The sequence below is a fragment of the Metabacillus sp. B2-18 genome (assembly GCF_021117275.1).
In the GTDB taxonomy this organism is placed as follows: domain Bacteria; phylum Bacillota; class Bacilli; order Bacillales; family Bacillaceae; genus Metabacillus.
Map to the genome: position 1 here is coordinate 573,995 of NZ_CP088245.1, position 25,788 is coordinate 599,782.

The following is a 25,788-nucleotide window of genomic DNA, read 5'->3' on the forward strand; positions in this document are numbered from 1 at the left end:
GAATGTTTTACTTTTCAATGTTCACACAATACATTGGACAATATATGAAAACAAGGCTGCAATACCGAGCTGACATGGTTGTTGAGCTATTATCTGATATGCTTTTTCAAGTAACAAACTTGGTCTTTATCCTTGTAGTATTTGGTCATACTCAATTTTTAAGTGGGTGGACCAGGGATGAAATTATCTTTATATATGGGTTTTTCCTAGTTCCTTTTGCAGTGTTTGGTGCATTTTTTAATATTTGGGACTTTAATGAAAGATATATTGTAAAAGGTGAGATGGACAGGATATTAACTAGACCAATTCATAGTCTTTTTCAGGTTATTCTTGAGAGAATGGAGCTTGAGTCACTGTTTGGAGCAATCACAGGAATTATTATTATGGGATATGCGTCTGTACAGCTTGGATTAAGCTTTGAGTGGTACGATTTTATCTTGTTTATTATATTTGTGATTAGTGGTGCACTCGTTTATGCAGGTATTTTTGTTTCATTAGCGAGTATTGGATTTTGGTCAGATGCACGAACATCTCTTATGCCGATGATGTACAATATCGGGAACTATGGTCGTTACCCTGTTGATATTTATAATGCCGTTATTCGGTTTGTGTTAACGTGGATTTTACCTTTTGCTTTTGTAGGGGTTTATCCTGCAGCTTTTTTCCTAGGAAAAGATGAGTGGTATGTGTACTCTTTTCTTACTCCTGTCATGGGGATTGTCTTTTTTTGTCTTTCTGTTTTTCTTTGGAACGCAGGAGTTAAAAGATATAGAGGTGCTGGAAACTAAATATATTTGAAGGGTCAGACAACAGTTTGTCTGGCCCTTTTCGTTTTCTCTCATAACCTCCTTTAAGCTTGTATATATTGTACAAAGTGTGTTCTTGAGTAGGGTGGGAGCAATGTGGGACTTATATTTTGTATATGTATTGCTGTTTGTATATTCATGAGCTTTAAAAGTGTTGTTATCATTTGCTTTCAAAGAAATTTTCTCTCTTTTGAGACAATCATTATGATTACATATCTTTATCTTTCTTTACTAATTGGATTTGGAATGATTTATTTGATTTGTATTCAAAGCAATATTCCGGTTCTTCATGAAGCTGGAATACCAATTTCTGATGGTTACTTTGATAATCTTTTAACCTCTTTGTACTTTAGTGCGGTTACGTTATTTTCCGTTGGTTATGGTGATGTTGTTCCTGTAGGAGTGGGACGTTTTCTAGCTGTCCTTGAGGCATTAATAGGCTATATCCTGCCAGCTGTTTTTTTAGCTCGTACAGTTATAGGGAACGAAAAATAGTTAATAGTTGTACGAAAGGCTAAAGTTGGTTACGCTTAGTGTAACAAACACTTCTTGGAGGGATAAATATGACAATAGAGGTTGGAAACACTGCACCGAATATTGAGTTAGTAGCTGATAACGGAGAAAAGGTTAAGTTATCTGATTATCAAGGAAAGTACGTTGTATTATATTTTTATCCAAAGGACATGACACCAGGATGTACAACAGAGGCTTGTGATTTTAGAGATCAACATCAAAGCTTTTCAGATTTGAATGCTGTCATCTTGGGAGTAAGTCCAGATCCACAGGAAAGACATCTAAAGTTTAAAGAAAAACATGATCTTCCTTTTCAACTATTAGTTGACGATGAAAACAAACTAGCTGAAGCTTTTGGAGTTTGGAAGTTAAAGAAGAACTTTGGTAAAGAATATATGGGAATTGAGCGCTCCACTTTTATTATAGATCCTGAAGGGAAAATCATTAAAGAATGGAGAAAAGTCAAGGTAAAGGATCATGTTGAAGAAGCCTTGAATTACATAAAGGAAGTTAAAGCTTAAGATTGGTAAACATGGATATTAATCAGAGCTGAAAATACATAACGAAAAATTTAAAAGTAGAAGGTGTCCATATGAGAGACGAAAGAATAACAAACTTAGCATCTGTGCTTCTGAATCACTCGGTAAAAGTGAAAAAAGGTGAAAAGGTATTAATACGTGGTCATCTAAACACAAAGCCTTTAATAACAGAGTTGATTGATCAAGCGTATTCATTAGGAGCATATCCTTATGTTGATCTTTTTGATGATGAAATTTCATTACATTTAGCTAAAAATTATCAAAGAGAGCAATTAGTAACACAAGCTAGCTGGCAAATGCAAGTTTACAAAGATGTTGATGCAGTCATTATTATTATTGGCGAGGAAAATGATGCTGAAATGGCAGATATTCCAATGGAAAAGCATAGGTTACGCGGTGAAATCATGAAGCCGGTATCAGAATTCTATGTGAACAATCGTAAATGGGTTCTATTAAACTATCCTACTAAAGGGTTGGCGCAAAAAGCGGGAATGAGTACAAGAGCATTTGAGGACTACTTATTTGAGGTTTGTACAGTAGACTATGAGAAAATGGCAAGTGCCGTTGCACCATTAAAGAAGTTAATGGAAAATACTGACCGTGTACGTCTAACAGGTCCAGGAACTGATTTAAGCTTCTCTATTAAAGGAATTCCAGTTGTACCTTGTACAGGTGAAGCGAATGTTCCAGATGGAGAGATCTTTACAGCTCCAATTAGGGACTCAGTAAATGGAACAATCTCCTTTAACACACCGTGTCCATATCATGGCACAACGTTCCGAGATGTGAAGCTGACCTTTGAAAATGGAAAAATCATTGAAGCTGTTGCAGATCAAACAAAAAAGCTTAATGAAATATTAGATACAGACGAAGGGTCAAGATATATAGGAGAATTTGCAATTGGGTTTCATCCTATTATTGAGGAGCCGATGGGAGATATTTTATTTGATGAAAAGATATGTGGAAGCCTGCATTTTACTCCGGGGGAAGCATATGAAGAAGCGGATAATGGAAATAAATCTGCCATTCATTGGGATATGGTGTTAATACAAAGACCTGAATACGGTGGAGGAGAGATTTATTTTGACGATGTGTTAATCCGAAAAGATGGTCAATTTGTGTTACCTGAACTCGAGGGATTAAACCAGGAGAATCTTAAGTAAAAAGTATGAGCCTATTTTAAAAAGGTAAGGCAAACGTCCAGCCAAAATAGGAATTAGAGCGTAATGTATTAGGGAAGGCATTACCTCCTCAAATGTTAGCGCCGGATTGAAGTGCGGACCCGTGTTCCGCACTCTTTTTATGTTATTAGGAAACACGAGCCATAACAGTTTTAATACATAAAGGGGGATTTCATTGTGCAAATATTATCAACTGTGAAATTACCAGATTATTTAAAAGAAGAACTTTCTCAGAGTTTTCCGGATATCACGTTTCATCATGATAAAAAGATAAATGAAGCAAAGGATCTTATACCAGAAGCAGAAGTGATCTTAACCTATGGAGAGGATTTGACTGAGGAGCATATTAAAGCGGCTGATAATCTAAAATGGATTATGGTTGCTTCCGCTGGGATTGACCGACTTCCGTTCGCTATTCTTGAGGAGCGAAATATTACTGTAACAAACTCTAAAGGGGTACATGCTATACCGATGGCCGAATATTGTATATCCATGATGCTACAGGTTTCAAGGCAAGCTGAGGTGTTAATTGAAAATCAAAAGCAACATAACTGGAATAGACGAGTTAGGATGGAAGAGCTATACGGAAAAACTGTTTTAATTATAGGTACCGGTGCGATTGGGATTCAAACGGCTAAGCTATGTGAAGCGTTCGGGATGAAAGTTTTAGGTGTCAACAGTGATGGAAGAAAAGTAGAGCATTTTGACCGTGCCTATAGTATGGATGGAATTTCAATTCCTCTAGCAGAAGCAGATTTTGTGATTTCTGTTCTTCCAAGCACTGTAAAAACAAAAGGGCTTTTAAATAAAGACTTTTTCTATAAAATGAAGCAAGATTCTGTTTTTATTAATATCGGAAGAGGAGATGTAGTTGTTGAGAATGACCTCATTCCATTACTTAACGAAAACAAAATTAAACATGCAGTGCTAGATGTGTTTGAAAAAGAACCTTTAGCTGAGGACCATCCATTTTGGGAGATGGACAATGTTACGGTTACGCCTCATCTCTCAGGGATTACAAAGAATTATCTGCCTAGAGTAATGGTGATCTTTCATAGAAACCTTCAGTACTATTGTCATCATCAATTAACAAGTATGGAAAATATCATAGCATTAGAGAAAAGATATTAGATCAAAGAGAATGAATGAAAGCTGTTGGTAAATAATACTCTTATATAAAGAAAGTTTGACAAAAGAGATTCTCACAATGTACACTAATTATAAAGATTATAAAGTAAGAATGTTTTTAGAAGTGAGGTGCATGGCGAATGTCTGAACATCAATTAAAAGATGCGTTGGATGCCTTAAAACAAACAGGAGTACGTATTACACCTCAACGTCATGCTATACTTGAATTCTTAGTCGATTCCATGACACACCCTACAGCCGATGATATATATAAAGCGTTAGAAGGAAAATTCCCTAATATGAGTGTTGCCACAGTTTATAACAACTTAAGGGTATTTCGTGAAGTTGGACTTGTAAAGGAATTAACGTATGGCGATGCATCAAGTCGTTTTGATTTTGTAACGTCAGACCACTATCACGTAATTTGTGAGAAATGTGGAAAGATTGTTGATTTCTCTTACCCAGGACTTGATGAAGTTGAGGCGTTAGCTGCACATGTAACGGGATTTAATGTAAGTCACCATCGAATGGAGATTTACGGTGTGTGCAGTAGTTGTGAAAAGAAAGAAACACATTAAACAAGCTGGTCTTTTGGACAGCTTGTTTTTTTGTTGTAACAGTCAGTCGTATTGGAGAAATGGGCTTTGCTTACGTTCGCGAGATATGAAATAACCCTATTAAAGGAAAGTGGGCCACATTTGTATTGTATTTAAGTAAAAAGGGATGAAAAGCATACGCAAACAAGAATGTGAATGTTTTTGTATAGATAGGTGAATGAAATCATACGTAAAATACAGAAAAAGGGGAAAATGATAAAAAAAGTGGTAGGGAATGTGATAATTATCCATTTGCGTATTGTTTTGAAGTAAAAAGGGGTAAAAAGCATACGCAAAAGAGGAATGTGAATGCTTTTATATAGGATAGGTGGTATGAAACCATACGCATAATACAAAAAAAGGGAAAAATGATATTAAAAGTGATCAAAAATGCAAGAATTATCCATTTGTGTATTGTTTAAAAGTGAAATGGGGTAAAAAGCATACGCAAAAAAGGAATGTGCATGCTTTTACATAGATAAGCAGAATGAAATCATACGCATATTTTTTGAAGAGGAAACTCTTTATATAAATAAAAATGACCATCAATGCAGTGTGTGCAATTTGATGGTCATTTCTTGTCTTTTAATTCATTAATATTTAAGCCGTTCTTCTTTATTTGTTTAAACTCTTTTTATTATAACTTTCATCAAATTCTTTTCCTTCAAGATCCTTGTCCAATGTTAAAGGTTCCTTACAATACATACACATGTCTACCCGACCAAGTATCTTTGTCGGTTTCCCACATGATGGACAAGTAACCTGTACGGCTTTTGTCGAGAGCATACCGATCCAGAAATAAACAACGGTGCTTGCGATAATCGAAAGCATTCCTAACATCATAAAGATCGTCATAACCCACATGTTTGTTCGGAAAAATACCCCAATATACATAATAATAAACCCTATAAATATTAAGCTTAAAGCAAAGGTTCTTATTTTATTTATTTTACTAGTATATTTACGAGCCATTTTGACCTCCTAGAATAGATAAATTTTAAGTTCGTTTGCAATTGTCACCTTTAAAGTGAAAGATATAAGTAACAAGCTTCTTTTGGTCATAAGATACTTGCGCTTTTTTAAATATAGCACAGGTTATATAATAGATAAATTGTTTACTAAATTTACATAAAAACTTGTTTTTTTAAAGTGACTCTGAAAGTAAAGGGTTTTGACAATGAGATGTAGAAACATTTAGTAAAGCCCATATAAGGGAGGAAGATTGATGGAAAATATTCTCCGTCCTATTTATCAAGAACGAGCAAGTCATACCAATACTTTAGCCATTATCATGATTGAAAAGCGGAACCAAACCTCCCCTTTAACTGATAATTTAGATGTAGCTTTACTGGTTATTGTAAACGAAGCTGAGCAGGCTTTATTTGTTAAACATTATGAATATGAAGATAAAAAAGCATCTTTAACGGTGATGACGAATGGTGATCTGAACGAGTCCATCCTGTTAGGTACAAATAGAAGGATTGTAGATTGGATCCTGAATGGGAAAATTCTTTTTGATCGTAATGAATACATAATAGAACTAATTGACCGATTAAAAACATTTCCTTTTAGTGAAAGGAAAATGAAAATTGGCATTGAATTTGCAAAGCTGGTTCGAAGGTACTTAGAGGGTAAGGAGTTCTTCGAATCAAGGCAATTGTTAGATACTTATAATCATGTTGTTCACGCGTTACATCATCTAGCAAGACTTGAAGTGATTGACAGGGGCTACTATCCTGAGGTAACGGTATGGAACCAGGTAAAACAAATAGAGCCGCAAATTTATAAATTGTATAAAGAATTAGTGGAGAGTGAAGAATCACTAGAGAAAAGATTAGAATTACTTTTCTTAGCAAGTGATTTCCTAATTCATTCTAAGACAGAAATTGGGGCAGCACACATACTAACTGTTATGTCTGAAAAAGATTCATGGTACTTCGATGAGTTATATCAACATCCAGAGTTAAAATACTACTCTGTAGACTTAAGTGTCCTTTTAGAATTTTTAGTTGAGAAGCAATACATATCTATAGAAAGAAAACAAACAAAAGGTAAAGGGATCTATCATCGTATATATTTTCTTGAGAAAAAATATTGACTTTAATTTTTGTAGGTGATATATTATTAAACGTCGCTGTTACTTAAGTGTTAGCAGCGTCGCTTATTTTCTTCTTAAACGGTAAAAAAACTTTTTTGAAAAAGAGTTGACGTTCTAGGTTGAAGATGTTATATTAATAAAGTCGCTTCTGAGAGAACGACATTAAATGATCTTTGAAAACTAAACAAAACCAAGCGTGCCAACGTTAATTTCGATTAACAAAAACAACGTACTATATAGTACAAACTTTATGAGCTATATCAACTCTTTATTGGAGAGTTTGATCCTGGCTCAGGACGAACGCTGGCGGCGTGCCTAATACATGCAAGTCGAGCGAACCAATGGGAGCTTGCTCCCTGAGGTTAGCGGCGGACGGGTGAGTAACACGTGGGTAACCTGCCTGTAAGATTGGGATAACTCCGGGAAACCGGAGCTAATACCGGATAACATTTCGAACCGCATGGTTCGAAATTGAAAGATGGTTTCGGCTATCACTTACAGATGGACCCGCGGCGCATTAGCTAGTTGGTGAGGTAACGGCTCACCAAGGCGACGATGCGTAGCCGACCTGAGAGGGTGATCGGCCACACTGGGACTGAGACACGGCCCAGACTCCTACGGGAGGCAGCAGTAGGGAATCTTCCGCAATGGACGAAAGTCTGACGGAGCAACGCCGCGTGAACGATGAAGGCCTTCGGGTCGTAAAGTTCTGTTGTTAGGGAAGAACAAGTACCAGAGTAACTGCTGGTACCTTGACGGTACCTAACCAGAAAGCCACGGCTAACTACGTGCCAGCAGCCGCGGTAATACGTAGGTGGCAAGCGTTGTCCGGAATTATTGGGCGTAAAGCGCGCGCAGGCGGTTTCTTAAGTCTGATGTGAAAGCCCACGGCTCAACCGTGGAGGGTCATTGGAAACTGGGGAACTTGAGTGCAGAAGAGGAGAGTGGAATTCCACGTGTAGCGGTGAAATGCGTAGAGATGTGGAGGAACACCAGTGGCGAAGGCGACTCTCTGGTCTGTAACTGACGCTGAGGCGCGAAAGCGTGGGGAGCGAACAGGATTAGATACCCTGGTAGTCCACGCCGTAAACGATGAGTGCTAAGTGTTAGAGGGTTTCCGCCCTTTAGTGCTGCAGCAAACGCATTAAGCACTCCGCCTGGGGAGTACGGTCGCAAGACTGAAACTCAAAGGAATTGACGGGGGCCCGCACAAGCGGTGGAGCATGTGGTTTAATTCGAAGCAACGCGAAGAACCTTACCAGGTCTTGACATCCTTCGCTACTTCTAGAGATAGAAGGTTCCCCTTCGGGGGACGAAGTGACAGGTGGTGCATGGTTGTCGTCAGCTCGTGTCGTGAGATGTTGGGTTAAGTCCCGCAACGAGCGCAACCCTTGATCTTAGTTGCCAGCATTAAGTTGGGCACTCTAAGGTGACTGCCGGTGACAAACCGGAGGAAGGTGGGGATGACGTCAAATCATCATGCCCCTTATGACCTGGGCTACACACGTGCTACAATGGATGGTACAAAGGGCTGCAAGACCGCGAGGTCAAGCCAATCCCATAAAACCATTCTCAGTTCGGATTGCAGGCTGCAACTCGCCTGCATGAAGCCGGAATCGCTAGTAATCGCGGATCAGCATGCCGCGGTGAATACGTTCCCGGGCCTTGTACACACCGCCCGTCACACCACGAGAGTTTGTAACACCCGAAGTCGGTGGGGTAACCGTAAGGAGCCAGCCGCCTAAGGTGGGACAGATGATTGGGGTGAAGTCGTAACAAGGTAGCCGTATCGGAAGGTGCGGCTGGATCACCTCCTTTCTAAGGAAAATGAGGCACGCTTGGTATTTTGTTTAGTTTTGAGAGATCATTCTGATCTTTCTATATAAGTAAGACTCAATACATAGGAGTCTAAATGCAAAGTGCATTTGAACATCCTGTGTTTTATGTTCCTTGAAAACTAGATAACGAAAACAATTCAAGTAATTCACTGAGTTTAAACGCTTAGTTTAGTGATTCTCTTAATAATTGATTTAAACGACATCTTCGATGTCAAAGGTTAAGTTGTTAAGGGCGCACGGTGGATGCCTTGGCACTAGGAGCCGATGAAGGACGGTACTAACACCGATATGCTTCGGGGAGCTGTAAGTAAGCTTTGATCCGGAGATTTCCGAATGGGGAAACCCACTGCTCGTAATGGAGTAGTATCTTCACCTGAATACATAGGGTGTTGATGGCAGACCCGGGGAACTGAAACATCTAAGTACCCGGAGGAAGAGAAAGCAAACGCGATTTCCTGAGTAGCGGCGAGCGAAACGGAAGAAGCCCAAACCAAGAGGCTTGCCTCTTGGGGTTGTAGGACACTCATGTACGGAGTTACAAAGGAACGGAGTAAATGAAGAGGTCTGGAAAGGCCCGTCAAAGAAGGTAACAACCCTGTAGTTGAAACTTCGTTCCCTCCAGAGTGGATCCTGAGTACGGCGGGACACGTGAAATCCCGTCGGAAGCAGGGAGGACCATCTCCCAAGGCTAAATACTCCCTAGTGACCGATAGTGAACCAGTACCGTGAGGGAAAGGTGAAAAGCACCCCGGAAGGGGAGTGAAAGAGATCCTGAAACCGTGTGCCTACAAGTAGTCAAAGCCCGTTAATGGGTAATGGCGTGCCTTTTGTAGAATGAACCGGCGAGTTACGATCCCGTGCAAGGTTAAGTTGATAAGACGGAGCCGCAGCGAAAGCGAGTCTGAATAGGGCGAATAAGTACGTGGTCGTAGACCCGAAACCAGGTGATCTACCCATGTCCAGGGTGAAGTTCAGGTAACACTGAATGGAGGCCCGAACCCACGCACGTTGAAAAGTGCGGGGATGAGGTGTGGGTAGCGGAGAAATTCCAATCGAACTTGGAGATAGCTGGTTCTCTCCGAAATAGCTTTAGGGCTAGCCTTGAAATGAGAGTCTTGGAGGTAGAGCACTGATTGGACTAGGGGCCCCCATCGGGTTACCGAATTCAGTCAAACTCCGAATGCCAAAGACTTATGTTCAGGAGTCAGACTGCGAGTGATAAGATCCGTAGTCAAGAGGGAAACAGCCCAGACCACCAGCTAAGGTCCCAAAGTATACGTTAAGTGGAAAAGGATGTGGAGTTGCTTAGACAACCAGGATGTTGGCTTAGAAGCAGCCACCATTTAAAGAGTGCGTAATAGCTCACTGGTCGAGTGACTCTGCGCCGAAAATGTACCGGGGCTAAACGTATCACCGAAGCTGTGGACTGTTCTTTTAGAACAGTGGTAGGAGAGCGTTCTAAGGGCTGTGAAGCCAGACCGTAAGGACTGGTGGAGCGCTTAGAAGTGAGAATGCCGGTATGAGTAGCGAAAGAGGGGTGAGAATCCCCTCCACCGAATGCCTAAGGTTTCCTGAGGAAGGCTCGTCCGCTCAGGGTTAGTCGGGACCTAAGCCGAGGCCGAAAGGCGTAGGCGATGGCCAACAGGTTGAAATTCCTGTACCACCTCCTCACCATTTGAGCAATGGGGGGACGCAGAAGGATAGGGTAAGCGCGCTGTTGGATATGCGCGTCCAAGCAGTTAGGCTGACAACGAGGCAAATCCCGTTGTCGCGAAGGCTGAGCTGTGATGGCGAGGGAACTATAGTACCGAAGTTCCTGATTCCACACTGCCAAGAAAAGCCTCTAGCGAGGTGAGAGGTGCCCGTACCGCAAACCGACACAGGTAGGCGAGGAGAGAATCCTAAGGTGAGCGAGAGAACTCTCGTTAAGGAACTCGGCAAAATGACCCCGTAACTTCGGGAGAAGGGGTGCTTTTTAGGGTGAATAGCCCGGAAAAGCCGCAGTGAATAGGCCCAGGCGACTGTTTAGCAAAAACACAGGTCTCTGCGAAGCCGCAAGGCGAAGTATAGGGGCTGACGCCTGCCCGGTGCTGGAAGGTTAAGGGGAGAGGTTAGCGCAAGCGAAGCTTTGAACCGAAGCCCCAGTAAACGGCGGCCGTAACTATAACGGTCCTAAGGTAGCGAAATTCCTTGTCGGGTAAGTTCCGACCCGCACGAAAGGCGTAACGATCTGGGCACTGTCTCAACGAGAGACTCGGTGAAATTATAGTACCTGTGAAGATGCAGGTTACCCGCGACAGGACGGAAAGACCCCGTGGAGCTTTACTGTAGCCTGATATTGAATTTTGGTACAGCTTGTACAGGATAGGTAGGAGCCTGAGAAGCCGGAGCGCTAGCTTCGGTGGAGGCGTCGGTGGGATACTACCCTGGCTGTATTGAAATTCTAACCCACAGCCCTGATCGGGCTGGGAGACAGTGTCAGGTGGGCAGTTTGACTGGGGCGGTCGCCTCCTAAAATGTAACGGAGGCGCCCAAAGGTTCCCTCAGAATGGTTGGAAATCATTCGTAGAGTGTAAAGGCACAAGGGAGCTTGACTGCGAGACCTACAAGTCGAGCAGGGACGAAAGTCGGGCTTAGTGATCCGGTGGTTCCGCATGGAAGGGCCATCGCTCAACGGATAAAAGCTACCCCGGGGATAACAGGCTTATCTCCCCCAAGAGTCCACATCGACGGGGAGGTTTGGCACCTCGATGTCGGCTCATCGCATCCTGGGGCTGTAGTCGGTCCCAAGGGTTGGGCTGTTCGCCCATTAAAGCGGTACGCGAGCTGGGTTCAGAACGTCGTGAGACAGTTCGGTCCCTATCCGTCGTGGGCGTAGGAAATTTGAGAGGAGCTGTCCTTAGTACGAGAGGACCGGGATGGACGCACCGCTGGTGTACCAGTTGTCTTGCCAAAGGCATAGCTGGGTAGCTATGTGCGGAAGGGATAAGTGCTGAAAGCATCTAAGCATGAAGCCCCCCTCAAGATGAGATTTCCCATCACATTAGTGAGTAAGATCCCTGAAAGATGATCAGGTTGATAGGTCAGAGGTGGAAGCGCGGTGACGTGTGGAGCTGACTGATACTAATCGATCGAGGACTTAACCTAAATAGAAAAACGGAAGAAGCTCGTTCAAATCCATAGGGAATTGGAGCGATCGAGATGAAGTCGTTCTTTGACTTCTTCGAGAGAGTGAAATTACCGTAGGATTTAGCTTCTGGAGCTGGACATGTAAGAACGTTAAACTCAGTAGTGAATTGAATTGTGAATCGTTATCTAGTTTTGAAGGAATATGAAAGTGAAAAAAACACTTGAAATCTTCTTCTAATTTAGTATAATAGTTTTTGTCACATTGTCTGGTAATGATGGCGAAGAGGTCACACCCGTTCCCATGCCGAACACGGAAGTTAAGCTCTTCAGCGCCGATGGTAGTTGGGGGTTTCCCCCTGTGAGAGTAGGACGTTGCCAGGCTTTGGATTATTCCGCAGTAGCTCAGTGGTAGAGCTATCGGCTGTTAACCGATCGGTCGTAGGTTCGAGTCCTACCTGCGGAGCCATTTTGGAGAGCTGTCCGAGTGGCCGAAGGAGCACGATTGGAAATCGTGTAGGCGGTGTAAGCTGTCTCAAGGGTTCAAATCCCTTGCTCTCCGCCACTATTTTAAATATAATATGGCCCATTGGTCAAGCGGTTAAGACACCGCCCTTTCACGGCGGTAACACGGGTTCGAATCCCGTATGGGTCACCATAGTTTTTTCGCTCTAGCGAAAATAACTAACCTTAATGAAATTCATAAATTATGTATTATTTTGGAGGATTAGCTCAGCTGGGAGAGCACCTGCCTTACAAGCAGGGGGTCGGCGGTTCGATCCCGTCATCCTCCACCATATTTATTATCGCGGGGTGGAGCAGTCTGGTAGCTCGTCGGGCTCATAACCCGAAGGTCGCAGGTTCAAATCCTGTCCCCGCAACCAAAATGGTCCGGTAGTTCAGTTGGTTAGAATGCCTGCCTGTCACGCAGGAGGTCGCGGGTTCGAGTCCCGTCCGGACCGCCATTATTTTATTAGTTAGATTAATATTTGCTCTATCTCTAAGTATAGAGTAAAAGGGTTTCGATAAGCGAGAAGGTCGAGGAAGCAAGTGAACGAGCACTGGAGCGTATGACTATACGTGAGGATGTGAGTGAGAGAGCTGACGAAGAGATTCGAAGCTTAGCGGAAGCCGTAAACTATATTGGCTCGGTAGCTCAGTTGGTAGAGCAATGGACTGAAAATCCATGTGTCGGCGGTTCGATTCCGTCCCGAGCCACCTTTTATTTATTTTAAATTAAATTTAACGCCGGTGTAGCTCAATTGGTAGAGCACGATCGAATATGCTTCGAAGCTTTTGCTTCAGCACACAAATCGAGCTGCTACTTGAATAATCTCTCTGAGATTTGGGTGACTGGTAAGTAAGATTGAACTTAATATACATCTATAATGACGCCGGTGTAGCTCAATTGGTAGAGCAACTGACTTGTAATCAGTAGGTTGGGGGTTCAAGTCCTCTCGCCGGCACTCTCATATATGGAGGGGTAGCGAAGTGGCTAAACGCGGCGGACTGTAAATCCGCTCCTTAGGGTTCGGCAGTTCGAATCTGCCCCCCTCCACCATTTATAGGGGCATAGTTTAACGGTAGAATAGAGGTCTCCAAAACCTTTGGTGTGGGTTCGATTCCTACTGCCCCTGCCAATTATAAAAACTTGATGGCGATTGTGGCGAAGTGGTTAACGCATCGGATTGTGGTTCCGACATTCGTGGGTTCGATTCCCATCAGTCGCCCCATTTATATATATCAGACATGATTGCTTAGTAATTATAAATGCAGAAAAGCACATGGATGTCGACGATATTTCGCGATTATGATTTATGTAGCATATTCAAGGAAGCCTATTCTTGAAGCTAATTCAGTGGGCTATAGCCAAGCGGTAAGGCATCGCACTTTGACTGCGACATGCGTTGGTTCGAATCCAGCTAGCCCAGCCACTTTTTATTAACACTTTTTAGTTCTATTGCATAGGCTAAACCATATAGATAAAGTAAGATGCGGAAGTAGTTCAGTGGTAGAACACCACCTTGCCAAGGTGGGGGTCGCGGGTTCGAATCCCGTCTTCCGCTTTAGTTTTAGTGATGGCGGCATAGCCAAGTGGTAAGGCAGAGGTCTGCAAAACCTTTATCACCGGTTCAAATCCGGTTGCCGCCTCCATTTTTTAACACCCTTGCCGGGGTGGCGGAACTGGCAGACGCACAGGACTTAAAATCCTGCGGTAGGTGACTACCGTACCGGTTCGATTCCGGTCCTCGGCACCATTATTGTGGACTTAATCCTTTGCCAGTGTGGCGGAATTGGCAGACGCGCACGACTCAAAATCGTGTTCCTTCGGGAGTGTCGGTTCGACCCCGACCACTGGTATCAAAACACAATCATTACTTAATACAATAGTAAAAGACAAGACAATGAATAACGTCTTGTCTTTTTTGTGCTGTTAAAGAGGGAACAAGATTGTCAAAGAACAATAACCAAACATAGCTGCTTCCATCCAAATATGTTAATGATCATTACAAAATATAATGATCTAGTCCTATAACTAATACTCAGTTATTACGAACCTTTTTCAAGTGAAATCGTTTGATGAATTTAATCATAGGTCTAATTAAGAATAGTCCACTACCCACGATAAACATCCAAATAGCATATGTTTCAAAGGAATCCCAAAGAAAGAGCACACTTCCAACCAGAAAGCATAGGGCGATAAACACATCATTAAGGTTATAGAAAAATTCATAGCGTTCGTTAATTATAATTTCATGATGGCCAAATTGTATATCAATGTAGTTAGGCTTATGATCTACTTTCATTTTATCATCTCCCTCCTAGTAATATTCCCGATGTGAAGTTCATAAAACACTTGCTCTGACAAAAATAATCTCCCCATTTTCCAAAGAAAACAGGGAGATTATTTTTACTATTCTATAAAACTTTGCTATCCTCTTTAATAAAATTCTCAACCGCAAATGCAGAGACTCCAAGTACAGTAGAGTACTGTTCAAGCTTTGAAAAGTCTAGCTGTAGCTCATTTTGATGATGGGTAAGTGTATGGTTTTCAATTGTGGTCTTGATAGGTTCTTCTATCCATTCTCTAGCTAAAGCTAATCTGTTTCCGATAATAACCTGATCCGGGTTGAAGGTATTGATGATATTGTTAATTCCAATGCCAAGGTATTTACCGACTTCCTTAAAAAGGCCTTGGGCAGTTTGATCATGATTTTTGGCTAGTTCTAAGACTGCTTCGATGCTGCTTCCAGCTTGTTCTAGTAGTGCATGTTCTGATGCGTATGCTTCCCAACAACCTTGGCTGCCGCAGTTGCATGGCTTACCGTTCATGTCTATAATCATATGGCCCATTTCACCAGAGAATCCGTTTTTACCTTGATATAGCTCTCTATTTAAGAAGATACCTACACCGATACCGATACCTGCACTTATATAGACCATATTTTCGTAGTCTTTTCCAGCTCCGAATTTTTGCTCACAGAATGCTCCAGCGTTGGCTTCATTTTCGACTATTACAGGCACTTCGAATAACTCTTCTAAGTCTTGTTTTAAATCGGAGTTTTTCCAACCTAAGTTAGGTGCAAGAAGGACTATTCCCTCTTTGTTTACAATTCCTGGAACACCTACACCTATGCCTACAACACCATATCGACTTTGAGGCATATTAGTCATTAGTGACTGAATCATACTTTTTACAAGATTCATAATAGTAGGGTAGGGAGTTTGGGTGACTGTGTGATTATTTTCATGAACTATGTTGCCTTTTAAGTCAGTTAGTACAGATAATACATAATTTGCACCGATATCAATTCCAATCGCATAACCTGCTACTTTATTAAAATGTAGAATAACAGGACGTCGTCCACCACTGGATTCTCCTGGTCCAGATTCGTAGATCAGTTCTTCTTCTAATAATTCATTCACTAATGATGAAACGGTTGCTTTGTGTAGACCGGATATTTGGGCAATATCGGCTCTTGAAATAGGTTCTCTGTGCATAATAAGTTGTAATACGAGAGCTTTATTATTTTTTTTCACAAGATGCTGATTCCATGTAATCGTTTCCACTTTTAAAAACTCCTTATCTGATCTTTATTTATTTTAACACTAAACTTAGTTTGTTGGATATACAAACTTTAAATTTGGTGTTATAATGACCACAGATATGAGGGAGCTTATGATATAGAAAAATGTAATCGCTTTAATAAGTACATAAGCCATGATCTTTGTTAGTAGCTTGTATTTATTTACTAAATATTTGGGGAGTTGGGGAACAAAATGCCAAAAAACATGTTTTTTAATGCACATCATTCACCAATTGGAGCCTTTTCAAGTTTTACACTTGGATTCTATGGAAACGGGGGAGGTTTGGATTTAGAACTTGGCCGCTCACCGAAGAAGAATGTTTATGTAGGTGTTGAAACGATTGATCAGGAAGGGATGTACCAAGCACTTCCTTTTTTTGAAGTAGGAGATGACGAAAGTAAGCGCTATGATATAGAAAATATGGATCCAGATCCAGATAAACCACGAATCATTGTTCCTTATTCAAAAGAAGAAATCCAACGTGACTTTCAATTAGGAACAGACACTTGGAAGGCTGGAGACTTATCCTTTACCGTCTATACCCAAGCTCAATCTGTACCCGAACCATCTTCTGTAGCAGATGATGAGCTGAAGAAAACAATTATTCCAGCTGTATGGGCTGAATTAACAGTAGATAATACAAAAGGAACTAAGAGTCGCCGAGCTTTCTTTGGGTATCAAGGAAGTGATCCTTATAGCTCCATGCGTCGATTAGATGACACATGTGACGGGATCGCGGGAATTGGTCAGGGGCGCTTAACAGCAATTACATCAGATAATCCTGAAGTAAAGTCTGCTCTTCACTTTAGTATAGAAAATATATTAACAACTCCATATAAAGAGAACTGGACTTTTGGTTTAGGACCTGTTGGTGCACTAGTAATGGATGTTCCTGCTGGAGAAAAAAGAACATATAAATTTGCAGTTTGTTTCCACCGTTCTGGCTATGTAACAGCTGGAATGGATGCATCTTACTACTACACACGTTATTTTACCAATATTGAATCTGTCGCAACTTTTGCATTAGAAAATTTTGATGAGTTTGCTAGTCGTGCAAAAGAGGCTAATAGATTGGTAAGTGATTCTGAATTATCTGAAGACCAAAAGTTCATGATGATTCATTCGATTCGAAGCTACTATGGCTCAACTCAATTATTGGATGCTGATGGAGAAGCATTCTGGGTTGTGAACGAGGGTGAGTATCGAATGATGAATACATTCGACTTAACAGTAGACCAAATCTTTTTTGAATTAAAAATGAATCCATGGACAGTTAAAAATGAGTTAGATATGTTTGTGAAACGCTTCAGTTATGAAGATAAAGTTCGCTTTCCAGGTGATAAAACTGAATATCCGGGCGGAATCAGTTTTACACATGATATGGGAGTAGCAAATACAATTTCTAGACCACACTATTCTTCTTATGAGCTATATGGTTTAGATGGGTGCTTCTCACATATGACCTATGAACAACTGGTTAACTGGGTACTATGTGCATCAGTTTATGTGGAACAAACGGGAGACAAAAAGTGGTTAAATGATAACTTAAATATTTTTGTTCAGTGCTTTGAAAGTATGTTGAATCGTGACCATCCTGAATCTGATAAACGAGATGGGATAATGGGACTTGATTCAACACGTGTTATGGGTGGAGCCGAGATTACAACTTATGATAGTTTGGATGTTTCACTTGGTCAGGCTAGAAATAATATATATCTAGCTGGAAAAACATGGGCATCATATGTAGCACTTGAGAAACTGTTTAGAGAAAATGATCTAACAGATCTATCGAAAGTAGCTGGTGATCAAGCTGAAAAATGTGCAGCTACAATTGTTTCTCATGTTACACCTAACGGATATATACCAGCTGTCATTAAAGAAGGTAATGATTCTAAAATCATCCCGGCCATTGAAGGGCTAATCTTCCCATATTATACAAATAACCATGATGCATTGGATCCTAATGGACGATTTGGAGAGTATATTCAAGCTTTACAAACTCATTTGGAAACAGTGTTAACAGAAGGGATCTGCTTGTTTGAAGATGGAGGTTGGAAAATCTCATCTACAAGTAACAACTCTTGGCTAAGTAAGATTTATCTATCTCAGTTTATCACTCGTGAGATTCTTGGTTGGGAATGGGATGAAACAGGGAAGAGAGCAGATGCAGCCCATGTAGCATGGTTAACTCATCCAACTCTATCAGTTTGGAGTTGGAGCGATCAAATCATCTCAGGTGAAATTGCTGGAAGTAAGTACTATCCACGTGGAGTTACTAGTATCCTATGGCTAGAGGAATCGAAAAAATCTGCTTCATTAGTAAAGACAACACAAGAAGCTTAATAGAAATGTGCCGGTCTCTTGAGCACTTATAAGAGGGGTCGGTACAAAATTTTAATAAGGTGAAAAAAAATTCAAATATCTTAGTTTATCGAATAGACAAACTAAGTATAGAGTGATATAATCTGATTAAAGAAAGGTTACAGATTAATAGATTTAAGAAAATCTATTGTAAGCATTTACATGATTACGTGTAACCGATTACTAAACCAACTACTAGGAGGAATAACCCAATGGCTTATTTCGAAACAGTTAACAAAATTCAGTATGAAGGTGCAAGATCTACAAATCCATTTGCATTTAAGTATTATAATCCTGAAGAAAAAATTAACGGTAAAACAATGGAGGAAATCCTTCGTTTCTCAGTTGCATACTGGCATACATTTACTGCTGATGGATCTGATCCATTTGGTGTAGGTACAGCAGTCCGCCCTTGGAACCATTTAACCGGCTTAGATTTAGCAAAAGCACGTGTTGAAGCAGCTTTTGAACTTTTTGAAAAATTAGATGTTCCATTCTTTGCTTTTCATGATGTTGATATTGCTCCAGAAGGTAGCACATTAAAGGAAACAAATGAAAATCAAGATGTTATCGTAGCAATGATTAAAGAATATATGAAAACAAGTAAAGCTAAATTGCTTTGGAATACAGCTAACATGTTCACAAATGCAAGATACGTTCATGGTGCAGCAACTTCTCCAAATGCAGATGTGTTTGCTTACTCTGCAGCAAAAGTTAAAAAGGGTCTTGAAGTAGCGAAAGAGCTTGGTGCAGAGAACTACGTATTCTGGGGTGGTCGTGAAGGATACGAAACACTACTTAATACAAATATGAAGCTTGAGCAAGATAACTTAGCACGCTTTTTCCACATGGCAGTAGATTATGCAAAAGAAATTGGTTTAGAAGTTCCTTTCTTAATTGAACCAAAACCAAAAGAGCCAACAAAACATCAGTATGATTTCGATGTTGCGACTGGATTAGCATTCTTACAGAAATATGATTTAACAGACCATTTCAAATTTAACATCGAAGCTAACCATGCTACATTAGCTGGACACACATTTGAGCATGAATTAAGAACAGCACGTATCAACGGAATGCTTGGCTCAGTTGATGCAAACCAAGGTGATACACTTCTTGGCTGGGATACAGATGAATTCCCAACAGATCTATACACAAATACATTAGCTATGTATGAAATCCTGAAAAATGGTGGCCTAGGTAAAGGTGGATTAAACTTCGATGCGAAGGTAAGACGTGGATCATTCGAAGCTGACGATCTTTTCCATGCTCACATTGCAGGTATGGATGCATTTGCAATCGGATTAAAAGTTGCAAACAAATTAATCGAAGATAAAGTTCTTGATAGCTTTGTTGACGAACGTTACAGCAGCTTCACTAAAGGAATTGGATTAGAGATCGTTGAAGGAAAAACAAACTTCAATGAGTTAGAAAAATATGCTCTTCAATTAACAGAAATTAAGAACACTTCTGGTAGAACAGAGCGTCTTAAAGCATTAGTTAATCAATATATTCTTGAAACTCTTTCTGGAGTAACTGTTTAATAAGTAATTTAATGATGAAAAAATGAGGATGTCTCACTAACAGTATAAGACCCTACAAACACATATAAGGCTTAATATTTAGCCTTATATGTGGGTGGTCAGGTACTTATGAGCCATCCTCATTTTTATAGAAAAGGATGATACTGGATGAAATACGTTATTGGTGTTGATCTTGGAACAAGTGCAGTTAAAATTTTACTAGTAAATCAGAATGGTGAAGTTTGCCAAGAGGTATCAAAGTCATATCCTCTTATTATTGAAAAATCCGGTTATAGTGAACAAGATCCTGAGGAATGGGTGGATAAAACAAGAGCTGGTTTAGCTGAACTGATCAATCAATTTGATGGGGATGTAAATGATATCGAGGGAATCAGCTTTTCAGGACAAATGCATGGTCTTGTTTTGCTTGATAAGGAAAATCAAGTGGTTCGTAACGCTATTTTATGGAACGATACACGAACAACGAAACAATGCCAAGAGATTTATGAAGCTGTTGGGACAGAACGTTTATTAGAAGTAACAAAAAATCCTGCGTTAGAGGGCTTCACTTTACCGAAGATTCTTTGGGTTAAAGAGAATGAACCAGAGAACTTTGAACGTTCTAGTGTATTTTTATTACCGAAAGATTATCTCCGTTTCCGTATGACAGGGGCTTTACATATGGAATACTCTGATGCTGCAGGAACATTATTGTTAAATGTAGCAGAACGAAGTTGGAGCAGCGAAGTATTAGACAAATTTAACCTTTCTGCCGACTTCTGTCCTCCGTTAGTGGAATCTCATGCTCTTGTTGGTACTGTAACAGCAGAATATGCACAACAAACAGGACTAGCTGATACAACAAAGGTTTTTGCTGGCGGTGCAGATAATGCTTGTGGTGCAATTGGATCTGGGATTTTATCAGAAGGAAAAACATTGTGTAGCATCGGAACATCTGGTGTAGTGCTTTCTTATGAAGAGAGAAATGATCTGGACTTTGAAGGAAAGGTTCATTACTTTAATCACGGTGAGGAAAATGCCTATTATACCATGGGAGTTACCCTTGCAGCAGGGTATAGTTTAAGCTGGTTTAAAGATACATTTGCAAAGGATGAAGCATTTGAACAATTTTTAGAAGCAATTGATGAAGTACCAGCAGGAAGTAATGGACTGTTGTTTACTCCATATATCGTTGGTGAAAGAACTCCTCATGCTGACTCAACGATTCGTGGGAGCTTTATTGGAGCCGATGCTGCTCATGAACGTAAACATTTTGTTCGTGCTGTGCTTGAGGGAATCACGTTTTCATTAAATGAATCTATTGAAATTTTTAGAAGCAGTGGAAAGAATATTGATTCGATCATTTCCATCGGCGGTGGAGCGAAAAATGATACATGGTTACAAATGCAAGCTGATATTTTCAATGCGAAAATTGAAAAGTTAACAAGTGAACAAGGTCCAGGAATGGGGGCAGCCATGCTTGCAGCATATGGTTGTGGTTGGTACTCATCCCTAAAAGAATGTGCAGAAGAGTTTATTCAACCATTAAAAACATATCAGCCTATTCCTGAAAATGTAGAAGTCTATCAGAAATTATTTAAAGTGTATCAACAAGTTTATACTCAAACTAAGGGAATGAACGAGCAATTAAGAGAGTTTAGAAAGTGATATGTTCTGAGATGGAACATACCAAATCGTACTGTTGAAAGAACAGTACTGATTACTTTCTTTTTTAACATACTAGCCTTAAGTGGTCATTACAAAATATGGTTTCCTGAAAAATAACAGATGAAAAGCCACTCAAGTTTTTACTTGAAGGCTTTTCTTATTTTACATTCATAGGAAATATCTAGGAGGGGAAAACATTGAAGCTTAAGCAAAATCAAAAACTTCTATTTATTGGAGATTCCATAACAGATTGTGAACGTGTGAAGCCTGAAGGTGAGGGATTGTTTAATGCACTTGGAAAAGGCTATGTATCGTATATTGATGGGCTACTTCAGGCTGTCTATCCGGAGTTAGGTATCCGAGTCGTTAACAAAGGAATTAGCGGAAATACAGTAAGAGATCTGAAAAACAGATGGCAGGAGGATGTACTTGAACAAAAGCCTGATTGGTTAGTTATCATGATTGGGATTAATGATGTATGGCGTCAGCTTGATACACCGTTTATTAAGGAAGGTCATGTGTATCTTGATGAATATGGAGATACGCTTAGGAAACTTGTAACAGAAACCAAGGCTCACGTAAATGACATTGTCCTTATGACACCTTTTTATATAGAAAATAATGAGCAAGATCAAATGAGGCACATGATGGATCAATACGGTCTTGTTGTAAAGGCAATTGCTGAGGAAACAAACTGTCTATTTGTTAATACCCAGGAGGCTTTTCAGGTTGTGTTAAAAGAGCTTTATCCAGCAGCACTGGCTTGGGATCGAGTTCATCCTTCTGCTGCAGGTCATATGGTTCTTACCCGTGCATTTTTAAAAGCAATAGATTTTGATTGGAACCAACATTAGTAGCTGTATTTATAACAATAGCTTACAAATAAAAAGGAGGGGACGTAATTGACTGAAAAATTAATGATTAACGAGGTATCTACATCGGAAAAGCAAATTGCTATTACATTTGACGATGGACCAAACCCATTCTTTACTCCACAAGTATTAGATATTTTTTTGGAAGTAGATGGGAAAGCAACCTTCTTTATGATTGGCGAACAAATAGAGAAGTGTCCAGAACTTGTGAAGAAGGCTTTTGAACTTGGACATGAAATAGGAAACCATACATACACACATCCTAAATTATCACAATTAAGTCGGGAGGATTGCTTTGAGGAGATTGAACGGACCAATAAATTAATAAAGGATTTAGTTGGGCATAAGCCTGTTGTTTTTCGGCCTCCTTACCTGGATTTCAATGATGAAACTGTATCTGTTTTAAATCAAATGGGATATCCAATAATTGGAGCTTTAAATATGGAAGCGAAAGATTGGGAGATGCCCGGTGTAGACTTTATTTTAGAGAAAACAAGGTATTGTGTGAAAAATGGTAGTATTCTTATTTTTCATGATGGCTACGGGGATCGCTCACAAACGGTCGAAGCGGTACGTATACTTGTTTCTGAACTAACGTCTCAGGGATATAAGCTTGTTACGGTTAGTAAGTTATTAAACCACTCATATGCAGAGTAAAAAAGAAATCAATTCCCTTTCGGCTACTATCCATTTTTGTAATATAGTGAACATAGCAACTTTTACAGAGCGAAAATATTTACTATAGTATAGAAAAAGCAAGAAGTAATTCAGGTAATCGAATAAAACTAATATATAATTTTAGTATTTTAATATGTTAACGTTTTCATAAAAATGAGTTATAGTTAGTAAAATGATCTAAAACAAAGGACGATTCAATTATGTTCACAAAGTTAAAAAAATGGAATACGTTACGAAATCAAATATTAGTTGTCTTTTTAGCAGTTATGGCTGTGGTGTTATTGATTGTTAGTCTTTTAACATTTAATCAGGTTTCCACTTTATTAAAAAATAATGCTGATAAACAAATTCACCAAACAGTATCTGAGGCAAATGGGAGATTAGAATCTTTATATAAACAGATAAGTACAGCCTCTAAATTTGTTATGACAAATTATAATATACAGAGGATTTTGACGAAGAGTTTTGAAGGGGAAGAAATTTCTTTTACTGAGCGGCAACAAGTAGAAGGAATTGTTAACACGATTCAAGCAAATACAGATGGGATATTTTCTTTTGAACTATATACAAGTGACTTAAAAAGTTTATTACCAATACCAAAAGATAATGCAACTTTATTTTCTAGAATTGATGCAAGATGGATAAATCAAGCAAATGATGCTAACGGGGGATTAGTATGGATAGGTGATGACCCAAGTAATTCTGATAATATTCTCGCTCTAAGAAGAGTGAATCTAATGGGAAAAGACTATGCAAATGGTGGTTATTTACTCATTAGTATTTATCGGGATTATTTTGAATTTGCTAATCAAGAAGAGTCAAATCAATCCAATCAATACTCAATTCTATTAGATCAAGCCTTAAAGCCTATTCTTTCAAACTACCAACATTCTATTAATCCGATTATAAAGAATAACGATCCAACGATCACTTTAGAAAACCAGGAATATATGGTAACAAAGCAGACATCTAATGAAACTGGCTGGACACTAGTTATTTTAACACCTATTAAAGCTTTAACTGAGGGTATCAGTGTGTTGCGCACAGGGATTATCATTTCTGGGGTGATTGGATTTATTATCTTTTTTATCAGCTCCTTATTTCTATCAACGTTTATTACAAGTCCTATTATTAAACTAACAAAAACCATGCAGCAGGCAAGCTCAGGATCTCTGACGATGAATCCTAGTGTAACGACCGTAAATGAAATAAATGAACTAAATAGTACGTATAATCAACTTGTTAAAGAAACAAATCATCTTATAAAAATGGTTTATCAAAAAGAAATTACCCGAAGTCGAAGCGAATTAAAGGCATTACAAGCCCAAATAAATCCACATTTTCTTTTCAATACTTTGGATGCTCTGAAGTGGGAGCTTGAGGATAAAGAGCAGGAAGATTTGGCTGAGTTTGTTGTTGCTATGTCTGAGTTGTTTCGATATACCATCACAAAACAAACAGATGGAGATTGGGTAACAATGAAAGAAGAACTTCAGCATATTGAAAACTATATGGAAATTATGAAAATGCGCTTTGGAGACCATGTAAAGTGGATTTTGACAATCCCGAAAGAGCTTGAGCAGGTGAAAATACCAAAGCTATTGATTCAACCTTTAGTTGAGAACGCTGTGTTACATGGGGCAGGAAATAAGCTAGATCCTTGTACGATATCGGTTTCTGTACAACCAATGGAGGACAAGGAATACCTTCAAATTCTTGTGGAGGATGATGGTTCGGGAATAAACAAAGAAAACCTGGCTGCCATTAGACGTACCATGCAATTAGGAGGGGTTTCTTCGATAAAAAAGGGGACTGGAATTGCTATTTCCAATGTACACAAACGCCTTGAATTATATTATCAAGATCGTTTAAAAAGTGGACTTACCATAACGAGTGAGGAAGATACTGGGACAAGGGTTTCATTTATCATACCTGTTAACGGGGAGGAAGTACGATGATTCATTCAAAAACAATTCTAATTGTGGATGACGAACCTAGAACACGTCTTGGGCTACAGAAAAATTTAAATGCTTGGGCAAATGGAAACTATCATGTGTTAACAGCTTCTAACGGGGAAGAGGCAATTGGGATTATGGCAAATCAACGGGTTCATATTCTTATTACCGATATCCAAATGCCAGAAATAACAGGCTTAGAATTACTTCAAATCGCAAAAGAACAAGATATCCATCCTGTTATTATTGTGATTTCAGCGTATTCTGAATTTAAATATGCCCAGGAAGCTCTTCGTTTAGGGGTTATTAATTATCTGCTAAAACCAATTAGTAAAAAAGCTTTAATTGAGGCTGTTGAGGATGCTGTACAGACAGTTGAAAAACAGGAGCGAGCAGGAATGATTGAAAAAGTAGTGGATAAAAAGCTTGTTACTGCGGATACTCAAAACTCAACAAATCCTGAAGCAATTAGGGAGGCAATTGAGTATATCAATCAAAACTTGAAAAATGAATTATCTCAAAAGGAAGTAGCGGATCATGTTCATTTAAATCCAAGCTATTTGAGTGTTTTGTTTAAAGAGCATGTTAAGTTCACATTTAGTGAATATGTCACGAGAAGAAGAATTCAACGAGCAAAGGAATTATTAATTTCTACCAATTTACCTATCTATGATATTGCAGAAGAATCTGGGTATAAAACCCCAAAATACTTTATTAAGATATTCAAGGAACTTGAAGGTATGACACCCAGTGCATACCGAAAAAACAACAATGAAAGGGCTTTCTAAAAATAGTGGTATTTTTCCTAATCGTTGTG

General features: G+C 39.6%; 17 protein-coding genes, 16 tRNA genes and 3 rRNA genes. 33 read left to right on the top strand and 3 right to left on the bottom strand.

What is annotated here, in order from left to right:
• The first annotated feature begins 2 nt into the window (after positions 1-2).
• The 6 genes from LPC09_RS02975 to perR all read left to right on the top strand — a co-directional run bounded on the left by LPC09_RS02975 (position 3) and on the right by perR (position 4,745).
• The gene (locus tag LPC09_RS02975; RefSeq protein ID WP_098798594.1) at positions 3-788 is read left to right on the top strand and encodes an ABC transporter permease; all 786 of its coding nucleotides are present in this window, start codon (positions 3-5) and stop codon (positions 786-788) included.
• A gap of 114 nt (positions 789-902) precedes the next feature.
• Complete coding sequence (locus LPC09_RS02980; protein WP_098798595.1) at positions 903-1,301, top strand: potassium channel family protein; 399 nt, start codon at positions 903-905, stop codon at positions 1,299-1,301.
• 68 nt (positions 1,302-1,369) lie between these two features.
• On the top strand, positions 1,370-1,840 hold the full coding sequence (gene bcp, locus LPC09_RS02985) for a thioredoxin-dependent thiol peroxidase (RefSeq protein ID WP_098798596.1): 471 nt from the start codon (positions 1,370-1,372) through the stop codon (positions 1,838-1,840).
• Positions 1,841-1,911: 71 nt separating this feature from the next.
• Positions 1,912-3,021, top strand: a complete 1,110-nt coding sequence (locus LPC09_RS02990) for an aminopeptidase (protein WP_098798597.1) — start codon at positions 1,912-1,914, stop codon at positions 3,019-3,021.
• A 195-nt stretch (positions 3,022-3,216) separates the two neighbouring features.
• Positions 3,217-4,170 (top strand): D-2-hydroxyacid dehydrogenase, encoded by a 954-nt coding sequence (locus LPC09_RS02995; RefSeq protein WP_098798598.1) that lies wholly within the window; start codon positions 3,217-3,219, stop codon positions 4,168-4,170.
• 137 nt (positions 4,171-4,307) lie between these two features.
• Entirely contained in the window at positions 4,308-4,745 is a 438-nt protein-coding gene (gene perR / locus LPC09_RS03000; RefSeq protein ID WP_098798599.1) for a peroxide-responsive transcriptional repressor PerR, read from the top strand.
• Positions 4,746-5,378: 633 nt separating this feature from the next.
• Here perR and LPC09_RS03005 read toward each other — a convergent pair.
• Positions 5,379-5,735, bottom strand: coding sequence for a YgzB family protein (locus tag LPC09_RS03005; RefSeq protein ID WP_098798600.1), 357 nt, complete (start codon positions 5,733-5,735; stop codon positions 5,379-5,381).
• Positions 5,736-5,988: 253 nt separating this feature from the next.
• Here LPC09_RS03005 and LPC09_RS03010 point away from each other — a divergent pair, with 253 nt between their 5' ends.
• The 20 genes from LPC09_RS03010 to LPC09_RS03105 all read left to right on the top strand — a co-directional run bounded on the left by LPC09_RS03010 (position 5,989) and on the right by LPC09_RS03105 (position 14,186).
• Positions 5,989-6,861, top strand: a complete 873-nt coding sequence (locus tag LPC09_RS03010) for a nucleotidyltransferase-like protein (RefSeq protein WP_098798601.1) — start codon at positions 5,989-5,991, stop codon at positions 6,859-6,861.
• A gap of 268 nt (positions 6,862-7,129) precedes the next feature.
• Positions 7,130-8,679 (top strand): 16S ribosomal RNA (locus LPC09_RS03015).
• A 236-nt stretch (positions 8,680-8,915) separates the two neighbouring features.
• Positions 8,916-11,846: ribosomal RNA gene (locus LPC09_RS03020) — 23S ribosomal RNA — on the top strand.
• Between the two features lie 247 nt (positions 11,847-12,093).
• Positions 12,094-12,209 (top strand): 5S ribosomal RNA (rrf, locus tag LPC09_RS03025).
• Together the 16S, 23S and 5S rRNA genes with 16 tRNA genes alongside form the textbook arrangement of a ribosomal RNA operon.
• A gap of 10 nt (positions 12,210-12,219) precedes the next feature.
• A tRNA-Asn gene (locus tag LPC09_RS03030) sits at positions 12,220-12,294 on the top strand.
• A 4-nt stretch (positions 12,295-12,298) separates the two neighbouring features.
• Positions 12,299-12,390, top strand: a tRNA-Ser gene (locus tag LPC09_RS03035).
• Positions 12,391-12,408: 18 nt separating this feature from the next.
• Positions 12,409-12,483 (top strand) — tRNA-Glu (locus LPC09_RS03040).
• Between the two features lie 63 nt (positions 12,484-12,546).
• Positions 12,547-12,622 (top strand) — tRNA-Val (locus LPC09_RS03045).
• A 10-nt stretch (positions 12,623-12,632) separates the two neighbouring features.
• Positions 12,633-12,709: transfer RNA gene (locus tag LPC09_RS03050), tRNA-Met, on the top strand.
• A gap of 4 nt (positions 12,710-12,713) precedes the next feature.
• Positions 12,714-12,790 (top strand) — tRNA-Asp (locus tag LPC09_RS03055).
• Between the two features lie 180 nt (positions 12,791-12,970).
• A tRNA-Phe gene (locus tag LPC09_RS03060) sits at positions 12,971-13,043 on the top strand.
• 175 nt (positions 13,044-13,218) lie between these two features.
• Positions 13,219-13,291: transfer RNA gene (locus LPC09_RS03065), tRNA-Thr, on the top strand.
• 11 nt (positions 13,292-13,302) lie between these two features.
• Positions 13,303-13,386 (top strand) — tRNA-Tyr (locus tag LPC09_RS03070).
• Between the two features lie 5 nt (positions 13,387-13,391).
• Positions 13,392-13,465, top strand: a tRNA-Trp gene (locus LPC09_RS03075).
• A gap of 17 nt (positions 13,466-13,482) precedes the next feature.
• Positions 13,483-13,558 (top strand) — tRNA-His (locus LPC09_RS03080).
• Positions 13,559-13,684: 126 nt separating this feature from the next.
• Positions 13,685-13,759: transfer RNA gene (locus LPC09_RS03085), tRNA-Gln, on the top strand.
• Between the two features lie 60 nt (positions 13,760-13,819).
• Positions 13,820-13,891: transfer RNA gene (locus LPC09_RS03090), tRNA-Gly, on the top strand.
• A 14-nt stretch (positions 13,892-13,905) separates the two neighbouring features.
• A tRNA-Cys gene (locus tag LPC09_RS03095) sits at positions 13,906-13,979 on the top strand.
• A gap of 15 nt (positions 13,980-13,994) precedes the next feature.
• Positions 13,995-14,083: transfer RNA gene (locus LPC09_RS03100), tRNA-Leu, on the top strand.
• A gap of 21 nt (positions 14,084-14,104) precedes the next feature.
• A tRNA-Leu gene (locus LPC09_RS03105) sits at positions 14,105-14,186 on the top strand.
• 182 nt (positions 14,187-14,368) lie between these two features.
• Here LPC09_RS03105 and LPC09_RS03110 read toward each other — a convergent pair.
• Both LPC09_RS03110 and LPC09_RS03115 read right to left on the bottom strand, forming a co-directional pair.
• Positions 14,369-14,632, bottom strand: coding sequence for a YrhK family protein (locus LPC09_RS03110; protein WP_231308950.1), 264 nt, complete (start codon positions 14,630-14,632; stop codon positions 14,369-14,371).
• A gap of 112 nt (positions 14,633-14,744) precedes the next feature.
• The gene (locus LPC09_RS03115) at positions 14,745-15,896 is read right to left on the bottom strand and encodes an ROK family protein (protein ID WP_231308951.1); all 1,152 of its coding nucleotides are present in this window, start codon (positions 15,894-15,896) and stop codon (positions 14,745-14,747) included.
• Positions 15,897-16,106: 210 nt separating this feature from the next.
• Between LPC09_RS03115 and LPC09_RS03120 the strand changes: the two genes are divergently transcribed.
• The 7 genes from LPC09_RS03120 to LPC09_RS03150 all read left to right on the top strand — a co-directional run bounded on the left by LPC09_RS03120 (position 16,107) and on the right by LPC09_RS03150 (position 25,759).
• Entirely contained in the window at positions 16,107-18,257 is a 2,151-nt protein-coding gene (locus LPC09_RS03120) for a glycoside hydrolase family 52 protein (protein ID WP_231308952.1), read from the top strand.
• 230 nt (positions 18,258-18,487) lie between these two features.
• Positions 18,488-19,819 (top strand): xylose isomerase, encoded by a 1,332-nt coding sequence (gene xylA, locus LPC09_RS03125; protein ID WP_231308953.1) that lies wholly within the window; start codon positions 18,488-18,490, stop codon positions 19,817-19,819.
• A 147-nt stretch (positions 19,820-19,966) separates the two neighbouring features.
• Entirely contained in the window at positions 19,967-21,466 is a 1,500-nt protein-coding gene (xylB, locus tag LPC09_RS03130) for a xylulokinase (RefSeq protein ID WP_231308954.1), read from the top strand.
• Positions 21,467-21,663: 197 nt separating this feature from the next.
• Positions 21,664-22,320 carry an SGNH/GDSL hydrolase family protein gene (locus LPC09_RS03135; protein ID WP_231308955.1) on the top strand — a complete coding sequence of 219 codons (657 nt, stop codon included), beginning with the start codon at positions 21,664-21,666 and terminating at the stop codon, positions 22,318-22,320.
• Between the two features lie 63 nt (positions 22,321-22,383).
• Positions 22,384-22,995 (top strand): polysaccharide deacetylase family protein, encoded by a 612-nt coding sequence (locus tag LPC09_RS03140; protein WP_098798198.1) that lies wholly within the window; start codon positions 22,384-22,386, stop codon positions 22,993-22,995.
• A 221-nt stretch (positions 22,996-23,216) separates the two neighbouring features.
• Positions 23,217-24,974, top strand: a complete 1,758-nt coding sequence (locus tag LPC09_RS03145; RefSeq protein WP_231308956.1) for a sensor histidine kinase — start codon at positions 23,217-23,219, stop codon at positions 24,972-24,974.
• Complete coding sequence (locus LPC09_RS03150) at positions 24,974-25,759, top strand: response regulator transcription factor (RefSeq protein WP_231309721.1); 786 nt, start codon at positions 24,974-24,976, stop codon at positions 25,757-25,759. Before LPC09_RS03145 ends, LPC09_RS03150 begins: the two co-directional genes overlap by 1 nt.
• Positions 25,760-25,788 lie beyond the last annotated feature (29 nt).